Source organism: Mesorhizobium sp. (assembly GCF_017306585.1).
In the GTDB taxonomy this organism is placed as follows: Bacteria; Pseudomonadota; Alphaproteobacteria; order Rhizobiales; family Rhizobiaceae; genus Mesorhizobium.
The window spans coordinates 1-15,830 of the sequence record NZ_JAFKIC010000189.1 but is presented as its reverse complement, the minus strand read 5'-3'; the positions used below and the strand labels follow the sequence as shown (position 1 = coordinate 15,830).

Here is a 15,830-nt window from a genome sequence, read left to right as displayed (position 1 = left end):
CGCTTTTTCCGAGATTTGTCTCAGATCGCTTGGGATGACGCAACAGCGGATGAATTGCCTCTTTATCGACACGCGGATGCGGGTAGAGTGCGGCGGAATTTCAATCAACATGTTCGGAGCTGATGCTCGCTCGCCTGTTCGTGATTTTCGGTGGCCTGTTCGTGCTGGTGCTGTGCGCGGCGCTGGTGGTGCCGTATTTTATCGACTGGACGGGCTATCGCGCCGAGTTCGAGCGCGAGGCGAGCGCCATCCTCGGCCGCAAGGTGACCGTGCAGGGCGATGCCACGGCGCGGCTGCTGCCGTTTCCCTCGGTGACCTTCTCCAACGTCGCCGTCGCCGGCGGCCCCAACGGCCAGCCGGCGATGACCGTCGAGACGTTTTCGATGGATGCGGAACTGGCGCCTTTCCTGCGCGGCGAGGTGCTGATCTTCGACATGCGACTGGTGCGGCCGAAAGCGACCATCGATATCGCGCCTGACGGAACCGTCGACTGGGCCATGCGGCCTTCCACGCCCGTCGACCCCGGTCAGATCTCGATCGAGAAGCTGACGGTGACCGACGGGCAGATCGACCTGCGCCATGAGGCGGGCGGGCGCAGCCATATCTTTTCCGAGATCAACACCACCATTTCGGCCAAGTCGCTGGCCGGCCCCTGGCGCATGGACGGCGCAATGCGGCTGGATGGGTTGCGCATGGCGATCGCGGCTTCGACCGGCAAGGCGGAACCTTCGGGCCAGATGCGGCTTCGCCTCAAGGCCGATCCCGACGCCTATCCGCTGGTGATCGAGACAGACGGCAATGCCGGTATCGTCAATGGCGCGGCCGGCTATTCCGGCCAGTTCAAGATTTCGAATGCCGACAAAGATGGCGCCGACAAGAATTCAGCGCAGCTGCGCGGCACTGATGGCGAAACGGTGAAGGTCAGCGCCGGCAAGCCCGATCCGGGATTCCGGCTGAACGGCAAATTCTCGCTCGACCACCAGAAGCTCGGTATCGACGAATTCCGCTTCGAGACGGGTCCGCTGGACAATCCCTATACCGCCGACGGCAAGGCTTCGGTCGATCTCGGCCAGAAGCCGAGCTTCGCCATCGAGGCCAATGGCGCGCAGGTGCAGTTCGACGAGGCCGTGGGTGCCCAGGCGGGCTCAGGCCTGACGCTCGACCAGCGCATCGCCGGGGCGGAGCAGGCGCTGCTCGACCTGCCCAAGCCGACCATACCCGGCACGGTCGAGGTCAAGCTGCCGGCCGTGGTGGCCGGCGACACAACGGTGCGGGACGTCCATCTCTCCGCCGAGCCGGTCGATGGCGGCTGGAAGATAAAGTCGCTGGCCGCGACACTGCCTGGGCGCACCACGCTGGAAGCCGATGGCATGCTCGTGCTCAACGTACAGAGCCATTTCGGCTTCACCGGCTCGCTGCTGCTGGCGGTGGCGCAACCTTCGGGTTTTGCGGCATGGCTGTCGAAGGATGTCGACGAAGCGATCCGTCGTCTGCCAGCGGCCGGCTTCAAGGCCAAGGTCGATCTGTCGCAAAACCATCAATCCTTCAGCGATCTCGAACTGATCCTGGGCAAGGCGAAATTCTCGGGCCGCATCGATTCCAGCCAGCCGGAAGACGCCCGACCCTCGGTGCTGATGCGCCTCGAGGGCGGTGATCTCGACGTCGATGGTTTGGCTGCATTCGCCTCGATCTTCGTCAGCGACAAGGGCGCCAACCGCTTTGCCGACAGCGATCTCGATTTCCAGATCAAGGCCGGCCCGGTCAGCGCCGGCGGGTTGACCGCCGACACGGTCGATACGGCGCTCAGGCTGCGCGACGGACTGCTCGAGGTCGACCGGCTTTCAGTGGGAGGACTTGCCGGCGCCTCGATCAGCGCCACCGGCCGGGTCAAGGATTTTCCGACGAGCCCGACCGGCAAGCTCGATGCATCGGTTGTCTCCGTCGACCTGAAGCCGCTGATCGACGTTGCCGCGCAGCATTATCCCGACAATGCGGTGCTGAAGGGGTTGGCCAGCCGCGCCGCCGCCTATCCCGATCTGTTTCAGGATGCGCGCGTCGATCTCGTAGCGAGCGCCGCCGACAATGGCGACGGCACGACGGGCCTTGCGGTAAGCGGCCAGGGCAAGGCCGGCGGCTCGGCCTTTTCCGCCTCGCTCTCAGGGAAGGGCGCGCCGGACAGACTGCTCGAAGCGCCGGTGACACTGACCTTCAACGCCAAAAATCCGGATGCCACCGCGCTGCTGGCGCTTTACGGCCTGCCGGCATTGCCGCTCGGCATGCTGGGCGAGGCCTCCACCGATATCCAGGCCAAGGGCACGTTGGGTGGCGGGCTGGCGACGACATTCGAGCTTGGCGGCAACGACTTCAAGGCCTCGTTCGACGGAACCGTGGCCGACACGCCGCAAGGTCCCACCGCCAAGGGCAAGATCAATCTCGACGCCGCCGATATCGAACCCTGGCTGATGACGGCGGGCATAGGGTTGCCGGGCATGGGGGCGGGCATGTCGACCTCGCTGTCGGCGCAAGGCGACTATGGCAACGGCCTGCTGGTTCTCGACAATGTCAGCGGCGCGATCAACGAGGCGGCGGTTTCCGGCGACGTCAATGTCGACGCCAAGGAGGGCGTGCCGCATCTGGCCGGCGCGCTGGTGCTGGACGAACTCGACCTCGATCCGATGGCCGTGGCGCTGTTCGGCGATTCCGCCTTCCTTCAGGACAAGGGTGGCGCGAGCGGCAAGGGCGGTGTCTGGCCGGCTGCCCCGTTCAGCCAGAAATCCAGCCTGCCGTTCACCGCCGATCTCGACCTGACGACGGCGGCGCTGGCAGCCGGCCCCTTTGCAACCGCCTATGACGCTGCCTTTTCGCTCAAGCTCGACAAGGAAGGCATCCGGGTCTCGGACCTCAAGGCAAAACTCCTGGGTGGAGCGCTGACCGGCCTGTTCGAATTGAAGAACAATGACGGCACCGGGCTTTTCACGGGCCAGATGAAGCTGGAAGGGGCGGACCTGGCAAACGTGCTGCCCGATGCAGGCATCGGCGGCAGCGGTGATTTCTCGACGGCGCTCTCGACCAGCGGCAAATCGGTCGATGCGATGATCGCGGCGCTGTCCGGCTCCGGCACGGCGACGCTCAAAGGCTTGCAGGTGGCCGGCGTCAATCCCGACGCGTTCAGCGCTTTCCTCGCCAAGGCGGATGCGATCGGTCGCGACATCGACGCGGCCAAGACAGCTGATTTCGCGCCCGCAATCGCCGGCGCGGGCAGCTTTGCCGCTGGAAATGCCGATGTCGCCTTTACTGTTGCCGGTGGCACGTTGCGGGCGCCGCCGATCAGTCTCGACAATCCGGCGGCGACCCTGTCGGCCGATGTTACCGCCGATCTCAACACCAGCACCGTTTCGGCCAAGGGCGCGATCACCTACCGGCCCGGCGACGAGGCGCTGGTCGGCTCCGAGCCGGTCATGAATTTTACCGCCGAGGGGCCGTTCGGCGCCGTCAAGCGACAGTTCGACAGTGAACCCCTGGCGCAGTTCCTGACCCAGCGCGCCCTGGAGAAAGAACAGCAGCGAGTCGAGGCGATGCAGGCCGCGTTGCTGGAGAAGCAGCGGCTGCGGCGCGAGGTTCGCTATTACGTGGCACTCCAGGATGCGCGCGACAAGGCCGCCGAAGAGCTGCGCCAGCAGCAAGAGGCTGCCCGGCTGAAGGCCGAGGCGGACGCGAAGGCGAAAGCCGAGGCCGATGCGCAAGCCCAGGCGGAGGCGGACGCGAAGGCAAAGGCCGACGCCGAAGCGAAAGCGAAGGCCGACGCGGAGGCCAAGGCAAAAGCCGACGCCGACGCCAAGGCAAAGGCCGATGCTGATGCGAAAGCCGCGGCTGAGCAGCAGGCAGCCGACGAGGCAGCCAAGGCGCAGGCCGAGCAGGAGCGGCAGAGAGCCGAAGAGGCTATACGGAAGCAGGAAAAGGCGCGGCTCGAGGCCGAGCGCAAGGCCGCCGAAGAGGCTCAGAAGGTCGAGCGGACGCCGCTGCCGGAGGCCACCGGCAATCCGCCACCGGCCAAACCGAAGTCCAACCCGTTCACGATCGACAATCTTTTAAAGTCGCTGGACGGTGGTTGACCGGGCCAGCGGCGGGTGGCGGCCAACTAGTCGTGTCCGCGATCGAGCAGCCGGCGCAGCATCGGTTCTATGCGCGAGAGTTCGTCGAGATGCGCCGCCGACAGTTCGGCCAGGCAATCGTCGGCCCGTTCGGTCAGCCGTAGCAATACGCGGCGGTGGTCGTCCTTGTCCTGATCCCTGACCACCAGCCCTGCCTCGCCGAGACGATTGACCAGTTCGACGGCGCTGTGGTGGCGGATACGCAGGCGCTCCGCCAGATCGCCGACCGTCACCGGTCCGCCGCCAGGATATCCCTTGATCGCCAGCAAAGCCTGGTGCTGGCGCGGCGTCAGGCCGGCATCTTCCGCCTGCAACTGGCTGAATTCGAGGAAGCGACGGATCAGGTAGCGAAACTCGGACAGGCGCTCGTAGTCGGCCTGTCTGATGGCGGGGCGGGGTTTTTTGGGCTGCGTCATTCCAGACATGTGTTCCATTCCGGTGAAAGGCTCAAACTGTTTTGATGGAAAACCAGCTTGAATTTATATCGTGTTACGATACATAGCGAGCCGACAAAACCGGCTGGCGTCTCCGCCAAGCCGCATATCCAGAATCCAGCCGTCGCCAGAAAGCCAGCCATGAAGCCCCATCATTCCGAAAACGGTCATCTCAGGGATTTCACCACCGACGCGCGCGTGCTGACCATCGCCACCATAGCGGTGGTGGTCGCGACCGCCGGGCTGTTCGCAGGCATCGCGCTGTTGAAGCTGATCCGGCTCGCCACCAACATCGCCTATTTCGGCCAGTTCTCGCTTGCCGAACTCAAGCTGCAGGATACGCCGCTCGGTTACGGAGCGGTGGTGGTGCCGGTGATCGGCGCGCTGATCATCGGCCTGATGGCGCGCTACGGCAGCGAGAAGATCCGTGGCCACGGCATTCCCGAAGCGATCGAGGCGATCCTGCTCGGGCGCTCCCGCCTCGGCGCCAAGGTGGCGATCCTGAAGCCGCTGTCGTCGGCGATCTCCATCGGCTCCGGCGGGCCGTTCGGCGCCGAAGGGCCGATCATCATGACCGGCGGCGCCATCGGCTCGCTGATCGCGCAGATGCTGCCGGTCAGCGACAATGAGCGCAAGACGCTGCTGGTGGCGGGTGCGGCGGCCGGCATGACCACCGTGTTCGGCACGCCGATCGCCGCGATCATGCTGGCGGTGGAACTGCTTCTGTTCGAATGGACGCCGCGCAGTTTCATCCCGGTGGCGGTGGCAGCCATCGTGGCGGAGGTCGAACGCACGGTGCTGCATCTGCCGGGGCCGATCTTCCCCTTCCAGGGCGGCATGGCGGTTTCCTTCGTCAGGCTTGGCAGCTGGGTGCTGATCGGCATCGCCGCTGGCCTGCTGTCGGGGCTGCTCACCCAGATGGTTTATGCCTGCGAGGACGCTTTCCAGAAATTGCCGATCCACTGGATGTGGTGGCCGATGATCGGCGGCCTCGTGGTCGGCATCGGCGGCCTGATCGAGCCGCGGGCGCTCGGCGTCGGCTACGACAACATCGCCGATATGCTCGATGGCCGCACGATCGCCACGGCAGCATTGCTGCTGCTGGTGGTCAAGGCGATCATCTGGTCGGTGGCGCTTGGTTCGGGGACATCAGGCGGCGTTCTGGCGCCGCTGCTGATCATGGGCGGCGCGATGGGCGCCGTGCTCGGCGGGTTCCTGCCGGCGGCAGATCCCGGCTTCTGGGCGCTGCTTGCCATGTCGGCGACAATGGGCGGCACGATGCGCGCGCCGCTGACGGCGACGTTCTTCGCCGTGGAACTGACCGGCAACACGCATGTGCTCGTCCCGCTGATCGCTGCCTGCGCGACGGCGCATGCCGTGACCGTGCTCCTGATGAAGCGCTCGATCCTGACTGAAAAGGTCGCGAGGCGAGGGCATCACCTCGTGCGCGAATATCGCGTCGATCCGTTCGCGCTGACCAGGGTTCGCGAGGTGATGACGTCGCAGGTCGAAAGCGTGCCGGCGACGATGACGCTGCATGGCGCCGCCGCCTTCCTGACCGCGCCCGAGACGCGCCATCCGAGCTTTCCGGTCATCGACGAGAACCGCCAGGTGCTCGGTCTCATCGATCCGCCCGCGATCCTGCGCTGGCGCCGTGCCGGCCGGCATCGCACGACGACGCTCGGCGAACTGCTGGCCGGAAGCAAGGTCACGCTCGCCTATCCCGACGAATATCTGGAAGGCCTTTCCGACAAGCTCTTGATGGCCAATGTCTCGCACCTGCCGGTCGTCACCCGCGAGGGGCAGGAACTGGTCGGTTATGTCGGCTGGAAGGATCTGATGCGCGTGCGGTCCAGGAAGCAGGCCGAGGAGCGCGATCGTTCGACCTTGCTGGGCTTTGGCACGAGGCGCTCGAAAAAGATCGACGCCGCCAACGTCTAAGAGGCCGTCCCGCGCTTCGCCCAGTCCAGGACATGGAGCCTCAGCGCCGAGGAAAGGTTGGTGTCGCGAGGCCGCGTCGCGTCGACTTCGGCGACCAGGGCGGCGAGCGTCAGGCCTCTCGCCGCCGCGATGGCGACGAGATCGTCATAGAAGGGCTTTTCCAGGGAATAGCTGGTGCGGTGGCCGCGAATGGTGACCGAGCGCTTTTCGACGGCGCTCATGGCGCAACGCTCACTGCCGAACACTCATTGCTGAATACTCATTGCTTGTCCTTGCCGGACGAATCGAGGCGATGGCCGTCGACAAATTTTTCCGCCTTGTCGGCGATGAGCCGGTCTCGCTGCTTGTCCGCCTTCGAGCGGCCATGAAGGGCCCGGTTCTGCTCCGCCTCGCGCGCCTTCTCATCCCGCGCCCGCTGTTTGCGGGCCTGGCGGAGATTGACGATGTCGGCCATGGCGCGGACCCGCGAGCCTATTTCTTGCGGAAGGCGTCGAGTGAAACCACTTCGGCGCCCTTGGCGGCATCGGCCGCGGCTGGTTTCTTCTCCGGCTCGGCCGCGGCCTTCTTCTCGGCCTTGGGCTTCTTCTCGGAGACGATGGTCAGCGGCTCGGGCGCGGGCTGGGCCGGTTCCTCTTCCGGCTGCGCGTCGGTCTTGACGTCGAATTCGAGTTCGAAATTGACCGAGGGGTCGTAGAAGCCGCGCACGGCCGAGAACGGAATTTCAAGCTTCTCCGGCACATCGGAGAAAGACAGGCCGACCTCGAAGCCGGTATCGGTCACCTTCAGGTCCCAATACTGGAACTGGATGACGATGGTCATCTGCTCCGGGTAGCGCTCACGCAGGCGCGAGGAGACGCGCACGCCGGGCGCGCCGGTCAGGAAGGTGATGAAGAAATGGTGGTTGCCTGGAAGGCCGGTGCGTGCGACCTCGGCCAGGACCTTGCGCATGACGCCGCGCAATGCCTCCTGGGCCAGAATGTCGTAGCGGATGTGGTCGTCGGCCATGTGGCGGTCGGTTTCCGTTGAATCGTCCGCATAGCTGTAATCAAGCTTGAGGGCGTCGTAAACCTGATATAGACCGCCGCCGCATCGAGACGAGGACTATTGCCAACGATTTGATCGGCGAACCCGGCTTGCAACAGCGGCAAATGTCATGCGTTGGCGAGCGTGGCCTGCTTCTTGACGCCGGCTGGGGCAGGGCGCTTGCCGAAAGCGCGCAGGAAAGTGCGCACGCCGTTCGTCGCAGATTGCACCACCTCGCTCTCGCTCGGCGTGCCGCCAAGCATGAAGGTGGTCTGCAGTTCGGCGTTGACGAGGCCAAGGAATTGGCGAGCGGCCACGTCTGGATCCTCGATCACGAGATAACCGCCATAGGCGAGGCGGGCGAAGCGGGCGGCGAGAGCCGGCCATGTCCTGCCGGGACCTTGTTCGCGCCACTCGGCAAACAGTTCGGGATAGCGCTCGCCCTCGGTCTGGATCAGCTTGCGCAGGAATTTGCCGTCGCGGTTGCAGATGCAATTCTGGTTCAGGCGCACCGCAAAGCCGATCAGGTCGGCCTCGATATTCCCGGGCTGGTCGGGGAAGGTGGCTATGGTGGCGAAGATGCCGGCATTGCAGCGCTCGGTAAGGTCGCGCACCACGGCGATGAACAGTTTTTCCTTGTCGCCATGATGATTGTAGACGGTCTGGCGCGAGACGCCGGCCTCGGCGGCGATCAGGTCTATATTGGCGCCTGCGAAACCTTCGCGGCAGAAGACCCCGGCCGCCGCGTCGACAATGGACAGGCGTTTGGCCTCGTGTCCGCGTGGCGGGAAAGTGTCAGGAGAAACGCCCAATCTCATGAAAATCTATATAGAGGTGATTGACGATTTGGACAAGGCTGTCTAAATTTGTGGACAGAGAAAATGAGGTTTCGGCCGGAGAGGCAGCGAGAATTCGCTTCCGGAGTGTCGGAATCCGACGGGATGGAACGTCCTGGGGTTAGACGCCGACCGGCGGCGGCAACCACATTCGAAAGAAGCCAATATCATGAGTCCCAAATTCCTCCGCATCGCGGTCGTGCTCGGCCTGTTGTCCGCAATCGGCCCCTTCGCCATCGACATGTACCTGCCCGCGCTGCCGTCGATCGGCACCGATCTCCATGCCGGCACCGCCGCCGTGCAGATGAGCCTTCTGATCTTCTTCCTGTCGATGGGTTTTGGCCAGATCGTCGTCGGACCGATTTCCGATATGGTCGGCCGCAAACTGCCGCTCTATGGCGGTCTTGCGCTGTTCATGGTCGGCGGCATCGGCTCGGCCATGAGCCCGACAATCGAATGGCTGATCGCCTTCCGCTTCCTGCAGGGCCTTGGCGCCAGCGCCGGCATGGCCGTGCCGCGCGCCATCGTGCGTGACCTGCACACCGGCAACGAGGCGGCCAAGCTGATGTCGCTGCTGATGCTGGTGTTTTCGGTGTCGCCGATCCTGGCGCCGCTGACCGGCAGCCAGATCATCGAGAATTTCGGCTGGCGCGCCGTGTTCTGGACGGTGACGGGCGCGGCCGCGCTCGCAACCATTCTGCTGGCGACCTCGCTCAAGGAGACGCGGCCGGCCGAAGAGCGCGTCGGGTCGTCCTTCGGCACCGCGCTTGCCGGCTACCGCTTCCTGATGGGTGACCGCAACTTCCTTGGCCTGGTGGCGATCGCCGGCTTCGGTATTGCGAGCTTCTTTGTCTATCTGTCGAGCTCGTCCTTCATCCTGATCGACCATTACGGGCTGTCGCCTTCGGTCTACAGTGTGTTCTTCTCGATCAACGCGGTGGCCTTCATCGGCATGTCGCAGCTGACGGGGCTGCTGGCCGAGCGCTTCGGCCTGCGGCGCGTGGTGCGCGTCGCGGTGACCGGTTATGCCACGACGATGGTGATCCTGTTGGCGATCATGGCTTCCGGCGTCGACCGGCTCGACGTGATGGCGGCGCTGCTGTTCGTCGGTTACGGCTTCCTCGGCCTGGTCATCCCGACCACCTCGGTGCTGGCCATGGAAGAGCACGGCGAGATCGCCGGCACCGCCTCGGCGCTGATGGGCACGCTGCACTTTGCCATCGGCGCGCTGGCCATGGGCGTCGCAGGGGTGTTCTTCGACGGCACGCCGCTGCCGATGGTCGCCGGCATCACGCTCTGCGCGGTGATCTCGTTCACGCTGGCCAAGCTTACGCTCGGCCGTTCGCGCGAGACCGTCGAGGCGCCGGCGGAATAAACGACCTTCGATGAACCTTGAAAGGCCGGGCTCGTCCCGGCCTTTTTCATGCCCGCAGGCCGGCCTGATCGAGGATGAAGCGGACACGTTCCTCCACGGGTAGAAGCGGCAGGGGCACCAGTTCGTAACCGAGTTCGGCATAGACGCCGGCCACCGAATCATGGGTGCGGATGGCCTCGTCCAACGTCTGCCTGCGCTCGTCGTCCCGCGCGAAGATTTCCGGCCATGGCGGAGCGATGAAGACGCGGCGCGCGTACGAAAATGTCCTCGCCGCCTTGACGGCGTGATCCGGCACCGGCAGGCCGCAGAGCCTGAGATAGCCGATCGTGTCCGGCACGCCGCGGTCGAAGAACACCGGACCAGGCTCGGCATGCGCGGCATGCCAGGAGCGCAGTTCCCATGACAGCATCAACTCGGCGAACAGCGCCCGGTCCTGCCAGGGCAGGGAAGGGCCGCCTATCGCCATCTGGTCGCGGATGATGCCGCGCCCGGCCTCGGGCGCGGTGGCAAAGCCGGCTTGCGCCAAGACTTCTATCAAAGTGGTCTTGCCGGAACCGGGACCACCGGTCAGCACGAAGAATCGATCGCAATCATTGTGCATGTCTTGTCCATGGTGAGAGTGCGTGCCGCCAGGACGCTACGCGGCGGGCACAAAGGCCCGGCCGACGAGAATCGCGGTGGCGTACGACGCATGTTGGGGGAAGGGGCAGAAGTGGAGGTTTCTGTTGCCAGGTACCTCCGAACCCCGCCTAGAAGTGCGAACCTCTAGGGCTTGATTTGAAGCTATCGCACTGCATTAAGCAGCGAGACGTGCTTCCGCATAGTTGTCGTTGGCAACTATAAGTTTAGCCCGATGACGGTGGTACAATGCCGGGCAAAAGTACGATCTTTACACCTTCGTCGATCCTATTTCGCCCCCAGCAAAAACCGCTCTCATCTCGACAGCGGCTTTTGGTGGAGGCGCCGGGTACCGCCCCCGGGTCCGAACGGCTTATTTCATCGCCTGTTTATCGCCATAGTCGGTCAAGCCGACGAAGCGAATATAGGGGGCGGTGCGGGAAAATGAAAGGCCGCAATAAGGCTTTGTTCTTGTGTCAAATTGCGACGGCAAGGGTTGACTTGGGCGCGCTCTCAACCCAAGCTTCGTGAGCGGTGAGGAGTTGCCGACCTAGCGCACAAGTTGCGAAGCGCGCCACAGCCCTCATCGATCGGATCCGTGGCGCCGACGAGGGGAATTTCGATGGCCGACTATCTTGCAGACGTGAAGAAATACGACGCCGGCGCGAACGCCGATGCGGTCGAAAAGATCGTCAAGCACCTGGGCATCGCGCTCAGGAACCGCGACTCCTCGCTGGTGTCCTGCACCGACCCGAAGGAACTCGAGCGCGTCAAGGAAAGCTGGGTTGCCAAGAAGCTCGGCGTCAGCGACGGCGCAAAGGCCGATGCCGCGATCGAAAAGACCTGCAAGGCGATGCATGCCGACCACAGCAAGCACCGCGTGACCTTCTACTATCTGGTGGCCAAGGATCTGGGCAAGCTCGGCTCCCTCTGAAATCTCCGGTAAGTCCACCCTGGCGGTAGGCCAGCGCCTGCCGGGCAAGCCTTGGATTGGCAAAGTCGGCGCTGCCCCTCATCTGGCTGCCGCCATCTTCTCCCCGTATAGGGACGGGGAGAAGGACGCTTTCGCCGATGGTTTCGCCAATCTCTCACGTTGCAGAACAAGCACGGTGGTCGCGACCAGCCATTTTCTCCCCGTCCCTATACGGGGAGACATGCCCGGCAGGGCAATGAGGGGCCGCGCAAACGCTCCCGGAAACACTCTTGGGACAAGCAACGCTCGAGCCGTTTTGGTGTGTTCTGCCACCGTTCCGGGAGCTATAATACCTGCTCAATCGAATCGAGCCGGAACCGATGCGCCAGTATCTCGACCTCCTGCAGCATGTGCTGGACCACGGCGCCGATCGCGGCGACCGCACCGGCACGGGCACGCGTTCCGTCTTCGGCTACCAGATGCGGTTCGACCTGGCGCGCGGCTTTCCCGTCACCACCACAAAGAAGCTGCATCTGAAGTCGATCATCCATGAACTCCTCTGGTTCCTGGCCGGCGACACCAACATCAAGTACCTGACCGACCACGGCGTGACGATCTGGGACGAGTGGGCCGACGAGAATGGTGATCTCGGCCCGGTCTACGGCAAGCAATGGCGCTCCTGGCCGGATGGCCATGGCGGGTCTATCGACCAGATCGCGAATCTTCTGAAGGAGATACGCCGCAATCCTCAATCGCGGCGGCTGATCGTCTCGGCCTGGAACCCGGCCGAGGTGGAAGCCATGGCGCTGCCGCCATGCCACTGCCTGTTCCAGTTCTACGTCTCGGAAGGCCGGCTGTCGTGCCAGCTTTACCAGCGTTCGGCCGACATTTTTCTCGGCGTGCCGTTCAACATCGCCTCTTACGCGCTGCTGACGCTGATGGTGGCGCAGGTGACCGGGCTGAAGCCCGGCGACTTCGTCCACACGCTGGGTGACGCGCACCTTTACTCCAACCATTTCGAGCAGGCGCGCGAACAGCTGCGGCGCACGCCAAGGGCACTGCCGACCATGTGGATCAATCCTGATGTGAAGGACCTTTTCGCCTTCCGCTTCGAGGATTTCCGGCTGGAAAATTACGTTGCCGATGCCTCGATCAAGGCGCCGATAGCGGTCTAAATCCGCTCCTAACCGACTTCGAAGTCACCAGCCTGCGGCGGTGCGATCGGCTTGAAAAGCGTGCGGTCCGGCTTGAGGTCGAGCAGCGGCGTGCCATCGACACAGTCCATGCCCCGAACCAGCAGTGTCGATCCCTCGACGCCGGCCAGGGTGACGATCGAAGTGCCGATCGGGTTGGGCCGAACCGGCGAGCGCAGCGCAAAGGTACCGCGCGAGGTGCCGTCGCTGGCCGGGCTCTGCCTGACAAGGTCGCGCCGCGACAGATGCAGCCAATAGAGCACCTCCAGCCGCTCGAACTGCTCGATGCCGTCCAACGCCTGGCGCCAGGGATCGAATATCTCGATGCGGCAGACCGGGCCGTCGGCCCGGCCCTGGCGCGGCGTGACCAGGCGCGAGGCCCATGGCGTGCGGATGACGCCGATGAACACCAGCCCGGCATCTGTCGCCGGCGGCGCCTCGACCGCGACCTCGCTCGGCCTGATTTCGTTTTCGCGAACCATGTCCGACCGCGCGGACGTCAGTCGATGCCGACCATCACGTCCGAGGCCTTGACCACGGCGTAGGCCTGCTTGCCCTTTTCGAGCTTGAGATCGGCTACGGCCTCGTTGGTGATCGAAGCGGTGACGATGGTGCCGCCGCCAATATCGATCCTGACATGCGAGGTGGTGGCTCCCTTGACGATCTCGGTGATGGTTCCCTTGAGGACGTTGCGGGCGCTGATCTTCATCGGTGTTCCTTTCAGTACTGTTTCGCGCATGTTTTTAGCAGAACAGCCGCGCCGTGCCACCCACAAGACCAGATAGAGTGTTTCAATGGGCGCCGGCCCTTCCCTTGTTATGTTCGTGCGGATATATCGATTTGCAGGCTTTGGGCCGTACGGATTTCAAATCAGGGAGAGATTTCATGACGGGCAAGGGTTTTGGATTGAAGGCGATGGCGATCGGCGGTCTGGCGGCGATGCTGATGGCGGCCGCACCGGCGGCTCGTGCCGACGACAGCAAGGTGACCGTGTTTGCCGCCGCAAGCCTCAAGGACGCGCTCGACGCGGTCAACAAGGCCTGTGAAAAGAAGGTCGGCGAAGCCGCGACCATTTCCTACGCGGCAAGCTCTGCGCTTGCCAAGCAGATCGAGGGCGGGGCGCCGGCCGATGTCTTCGTTTCGGCCGATCTCGACTGGATGAAATATCTCTCGGACAAGAAGCTGACCAAGCCGGAGACGGAAGTACAGCTGCTGGGCAACCAGATCGTGCTGGTCGCGCCGAAGGATTCGAAGGTCAAGGCCAAGGTCGAGAAGGGTTTCGACCTCGCCAAGCTGCTTGGTGACGGCAAGCTCGCCATGGGCGATTTCAAGGCCGTGCCGGCCGGCAAATACGGCAAGGCGGCGCTGGAATCGCTTGGCGTGTGGTCGTCGGTCGAGGGCAAGGTCGCCCAGGCCGAGAACGTCCGCGCCGCGCTGAAGCTGGTCTCCACCGGCGAAGCGCCGCTCGGCATCGTCTATGCCACCGACGCCAAGGCCGACAAGACCGTCAAGGTGGTCGGCACCTTCCCCGAGGATTCGCACCCGCCGATCATCTATCCGATTGCGCAGACCGCGGATTCGAAGGACAAGGATGCTCCCGCCTTCCTGAAGTGCGTGGAATCCTCGGCTGCCGCGAAGATCTTCAAGGAACAGGGTTTTACGGTTCTGAAGCACAAATAAGAGCGCCTGACATAGCAACTTTGAACTGGGCGATATGAACTGGCTGCTGGACCTCACTCCCGACGAATGGAATGCGGTCCGGCTGTCCATCAAGGTGGCTCTCGTTGCGATGGTGGCCAGCCTGCCGCCCGGCATCCTGATCGCGCTGCTGCTTGCCCGGGGTAAATTCTGGGGCAAGACGCTGCTCAACGGGCTGGTTCATCTGCCGCTCATCCTGCCGCCTGTCGTGACCGGTTATCTCCTGCTGCTCACCTTCGGCAGGCGAGGGCCGGCCGGCGCCTTTCTGGCTGAGCATTTCGGCATCGTCTTCTCGTTCCGCTGGACGGGTGCGGCGCTTGCCTGCGGCGTCATGGGCTTTCCCCTGATGGTGCGGGCGATCCGGCTGTCGATCGAGGCCGTCGACCGCAAGATGGAGGCGGCGGCGGGAACGCTTGGCGCCAATCCCTTGTGGGTGTTCGCCACCATCACGCTGCCGCTGATCCTGCCCGGGCTGATCGCCGGCTCCATCCTGGCCTTCGCCAAGGCGATGGGGGAGTTCGGCGCGACCATCACTTTCGTCTCCAACATTCCCGGCGAGACGCAGACGCTGCCGTCGGCGATCTACACCTTCACGCAGGTGCCGGGTGGTGACGACGGCGCGCTACGCCTGACGCTGATATCGATCATCATCTCGATGGCGGCCCTGGTCGCCTCGGAAGTGCTTGCCCGGCGCGTCGGCCGGCGGATGGACATCGAATGAGCGTCCGCGTCGACATCGGCCATCGGCTCGGCGATTTCGCCATCGACGTCCGCTTCGAAAGCGCCGGGCGGCTGACGGCGCTGTTCGGGCCGTCCGGTTCGGGCAAGACGACGCTGATCAACATGATCGCCGGGCTGATCCGCCCGGACAAAGGCCGCATCGAGGTCGACGACCGTGTGCTGGTCGATACGGCCAAGGGTGTTTTCGTGCCGAAGCACAAGCGCCGCATCGGCATGGTGTTCCAGGACGCGCGGCTGTTTCCGCATATGAGCGTGATGGCCAATCTACGCTATGGCCGTTGGTTCACGCCGGCGGCGGAGCGCTACGCCGACATGGACAGCGTCGTCGAGCTGCTCGGCATCGGTCCGTTGCTTGGGCGCCGTCCGGCAAGGCTGTCGGGCGGCGAGAAGCAACGCGTGGCGATCGGCCGGGCGCTGCTTGCCAGCCCGAAACTGCTGCTGATGGACGAGCCGCTGGCCTCGCTCGACGAGGCGCGCAAGGCCGAAATCCTGCCCTATATCGAGCGGCTGCGCGACGAGACGAAAATCCCGATCGTCTATGTCAGCCATTCGGTCGCAGAGGTGGCGCGGCTGGCCAGCGACGTGGTGATGCTGGCCCAGGGCAAGGTCGTCGCCAGCGGCCCGACCGAGGCGGTGATGCAACGGCTCGACCTGTTGCCGGTGGAAGAGCGCGGCGAGGGTGGCGCGGTGCTGGACACGAAAGTGCTGCGCCATGATGAGATTTTCGGCATGACGGTGCTCAGTTCGACGGCCGGCGAGATCCGCGTGCCGCGCCTTGCGGCGAAGGCCGGCGCGCCCGTGCGTATCCGCATCCGTGCGCGCGACGTGATGATCGCCACGGAGCAACCCACTGGCCTCAGCGCGCTCAACATCCTGCCCGGCACGATCGTGGCGGTGAGCCCGGGCG

The 15,830-nt window shown here is 64.3% G+C and carries 16 protein-coding genes and 1 other RNA gene; 8 read left to right on the top strand and 9 right to left on the bottom strand.

Going from position 1 to position 15,830, the window contains the following annotated elements:
- The first annotated feature begins 122 nt into the window (after positions 1 to 122).
- A complete protein-coding gene (locus tag J0I79_RS23025) occupies positions 123 to 4,112 on the top strand; it encodes an AsmA-like C-terminal region-containing protein (protein WP_292864415.1) in 3,990 nt (1,329 codons plus the stop codon).
- A gap of 26 nt (positions 4,113 to 4,138) precedes the next feature.
- Here J0I79_RS23025 and J0I79_RS23020 read toward each other — a convergent pair whose 3' ends face one another.
- The gene (locus tag J0I79_RS23020; protein WP_292864412.1) at positions 4,139 to 4,576 is read right to left on the bottom strand and encodes a helix-turn-helix domain-containing protein; all 438 of its coding nucleotides are present in this window, start codon (positions 4,574 to 4,576) and stop codon (positions 4,139 to 4,141) included.
- A 150-nt stretch (positions 4,577 to 4,726) separates the two neighbouring features.
- Between J0I79_RS23020 and J0I79_RS23015 the strand changes: the two genes are divergently transcribed.
- Entirely contained in the window at positions 4,727 to 6,526 is a 1,800-nt protein-coding gene (locus J0I79_RS23015) for a chloride channel protein (protein ID WP_292864409.1), read from the top strand.
- On the opposite strand, the gene J0I79_RS23010 is transcribed toward J0I79_RS23015, so the two are convergent.
- The 4 genes from J0I79_RS23010 to J0I79_RS22995 all read right to left on the bottom strand — a co-directional run bounded on the left by J0I79_RS23010 (position 6,523) and on the right by J0I79_RS22995 (position 8,367).
- Positions 6,523 to 6,747 (bottom strand): ribbon-helix-helix domain-containing protein, encoded by a 225-nt coding sequence (locus J0I79_RS23010; RefSeq protein ID WP_292864407.1) that lies wholly within the window; start codon positions 6,745 to 6,747, stop codon positions 6,523 to 6,525. The two genes, J0I79_RS23015 and J0I79_RS23010, sit on opposite strands and share 4 nt — an antisense overlap.
- A 38-nt stretch (positions 6,748 to 6,785) precedes the next feature.
- The gene (locus tag J0I79_RS23005) at positions 6,786 to 6,980 is read right to left on the bottom strand and encodes a DUF4169 family protein (protein WP_292864405.1); all 195 of its coding nucleotides are present in this window, start codon (positions 6,978 to 6,980) and stop codon (positions 6,786 to 6,788) included.
- Positions 6,981 to 6,997: 17 nt separating this feature from the next.
- Entirely contained in the window at positions 6,998 to 7,531 is a 534-nt protein-coding gene (locus tag J0I79_RS23000) for an SspB family protein (RefSeq protein WP_292864402.1), read from the bottom strand.
- A 146-nt stretch (positions 7,532 to 7,677) separates the two neighbouring features.
- A complete protein-coding gene (locus J0I79_RS22995) occupies positions 7,678 to 8,367 on the bottom strand; it encodes a TetR/AcrR family transcriptional regulator (protein ID WP_292864399.1) in 690 nt (229 codons plus the stop codon).
- Positions 8,368 to 8,554: 187 nt separating this feature from the next.
- Here J0I79_RS22995 and J0I79_RS22990 point away from each other — a divergent pair, with 187 nt between their 5' ends.
- Positions 8,555 to 9,760, top strand: coding sequence for a multidrug effflux MFS transporter (locus J0I79_RS22990; protein ID WP_292864396.1), 1,206 nt, complete (start codon positions 8,555 to 8,557; stop codon positions 9,758 to 9,760).
- 46 nt (positions 9,761 to 9,806) lie between these two features.
- Here the strand turns inward: J0I79_RS22990 and J0I79_RS22985 are convergent, their stop codons facing one another.
- Positions 9,807 to 10,361 (bottom strand): AAA family ATPase, encoded by a 555-nt coding sequence (locus tag J0I79_RS22985; RefSeq protein ID WP_292864393.1) that lies wholly within the window; start codon positions 10,359 to 10,361, stop codon positions 9,807 to 9,809.
- Between the two features lie 110 nt (positions 10,362 to 10,471).
- Positions 10,472 to 10,832, bottom strand: a transfer-messenger RNA (tmRNA) gene (gene ssrA, locus J0I79_RS22980).
- A gap of 168 nt (positions 10,833 to 11,000) precedes the next feature.
- Between ssrA and J0I79_RS22975 the strand changes: the two genes are divergently transcribed.
- Together J0I79_RS22975 and J0I79_RS22970 are read left to right on the top strand one after the other, a co-directional pair.
- A complete protein-coding gene (locus tag J0I79_RS22975) occupies positions 11,001 to 11,312 on the top strand; it encodes a DUF2853 family protein (protein ID WP_292864390.1) in 312 nt (103 codons plus the stop codon).
- Between the two features lie 359 nt (positions 11,313 to 11,671).
- Positions 11,672 to 12,466 (top strand): thymidylate synthase, encoded by a 795-nt coding sequence (locus J0I79_RS22970; RefSeq protein WP_292864387.1) that lies wholly within the window; start codon positions 11,672 to 11,674, stop codon positions 12,464 to 12,466.
- A gap of 8 nt (positions 12,467 to 12,474) precedes the next feature.
- On the opposite strand, the gene tsaA is transcribed toward J0I79_RS22970, so the two are convergent.
- Positions 12,475 to 12,966 (bottom strand): tRNA (N6-threonylcarbamoyladenosine(37)-N6)-methyltransferase TrmO, encoded by a 492-nt coding sequence (gene tsaA, locus J0I79_RS22965; RefSeq protein WP_292864384.1) that lies wholly within the window; start codon positions 12,964 to 12,966, stop codon positions 12,475 to 12,477.
- A 17-nt stretch (positions 12,967 to 12,983) separates the two neighbouring features.
- Positions 12,984 to 13,193, bottom strand: a complete 210-nt coding sequence (locus J0I79_RS22960) for a molybdopterin-binding protein (protein WP_115144575.1) — start codon at positions 13,191 to 13,193, stop codon at positions 12,984 to 12,986.
- 176 nt (positions 13,194 to 13,369) lie between these two features.
- Here J0I79_RS22960 and modA point away from each other — a divergent pair, with 176 nt between their 5' ends.
- From modA to modC, 3 genes are all read left to right on the top strand, one after another.
- Positions 13,370 to 14,164: a molybdate ABC transporter substrate-binding protein gene (gene modA / locus J0I79_RS22955; protein WP_292864376.1), complete on the top strand. Its 795-nt coding sequence runs from the start codon at positions 13,370 to 13,372 to the stop codon at positions 14,162 to 14,164.
- Between the two features lie 34 nt (positions 14,165 to 14,198).
- The gene (gene modB, locus J0I79_RS22950) at positions 14,199 to 14,903 is read left to right on the top strand and encodes a molybdate ABC transporter permease subunit (RefSeq protein WP_292864373.1); all 705 of its coding nucleotides are present in this window, start codon (positions 14,199 to 14,201) and stop codon (positions 14,901 to 14,903) included.
- A partial coding sequence (gene modC, locus J0I79_RS22945; protein WP_292864370.1) for a molybdenum ABC transporter ATP-binding protein occupies positions 14,900 to 15,830 on the top strand: 931 nt, incomplete at its 3' end. The genes modB and modC, both read left to right, overlap by 4 nt.

Excerpts from the sequence above, each read along its gene's own strand:
- J0I79_RS23025 (WP_292864415.1), top strand. The coding sequence starts at position 123 with ATGCTCGCTCGCCTGTTCGTGATTTTCGGTGGCCTGTTCGTGCTGGTG.
- J0I79_RS23020 (WP_292864412.1), bottom strand. The coding sequence starts at position 4,576 with ATGTCTGGAATGACGCAGCCCAAAAAACCCCGCCCCGCCATCAGACAG.
- J0I79_RS23015 (WP_292864409.1), top strand. The coding sequence starts at position 4,727 with ATGAAGCCCCATCATTCCGAAAACGGTCATCTCAGGGATTTCACCACC.
- J0I79_RS23010 (WP_292864407.1), bottom strand. The coding sequence starts at position 6,747 with ATGAGCGCCGTCGAAAAGCGCTCGGTCACCATTCGCGGCCACCGCACC.
- J0I79_RS23005 (WP_292864405.1), bottom strand. The coding sequence starts at position 6,980 with ATGGCCGACATCGTCAATCTCCGCCAGGCCCGCAAACAGCGGGCGCGG.
- J0I79_RS23000 (WP_292864402.1), bottom strand. The coding sequence starts at position 7,531 with ATGGCCGACGACCACATCCGCTACGACATTCTGGCCCAGGAGGCATTG.
- J0I79_RS22995 (WP_292864399.1), bottom strand. The coding sequence starts at position 8,367 with ATGAGATTGGGCGTTTCTCCTGACACTTTCCCGCCACGCGGACACGAG.
- J0I79_RS22990 (WP_292864396.1), top strand. The coding sequence starts at position 8,555 with ATGAGTCCCAAATTCCTCCGCATCGCGGTCGTGCTCGGCCTGTTGTCC.
- J0I79_RS22985 (WP_292864393.1), bottom strand. The coding sequence starts at position 10,361 with ATGCACAATGATTGCGATCGATTCTTCGTGCTGACCGGTGGTCCCGGT.
- J0I79_RS22975 (WP_292864390.1), top strand. The coding sequence starts at position 11,001 with ATGGCCGACTATCTTGCAGACGTGAAGAAATACGACGCCGGCGCGAAC.
- J0I79_RS22970 (WP_292864387.1), top strand. The coding sequence starts at position 11,672 with ATGCGCCAGTATCTCGACCTCCTGCAGCATGTGCTGGACCACGGCGCC.
- tsaA (WP_292864384.1), bottom strand. The coding sequence starts at position 12,966 with ATGGTTCGCGAAAACGAAATCAGGCCGAGCGAGGTCGCGGTCGAGGCG.
- J0I79_RS22960 (WP_115144575.1), bottom strand. The coding sequence starts at position 13,193 with ATGAAGATCAGCGCCCGCAACGTCCTCAAGGGAACCATCACCGAGATC.
- modA (WP_292864376.1), top strand. The coding sequence starts at position 13,370 with ATGACGGGCAAGGGTTTTGGATTGAAGGCGATGGCGATCGGCGGTCTG.
- modB (WP_292864373.1), top strand. The coding sequence starts at position 14,199 with ATGAACTGGCTGCTGGACCTCACTCCCGACGAATGGAATGCGGTCCGG.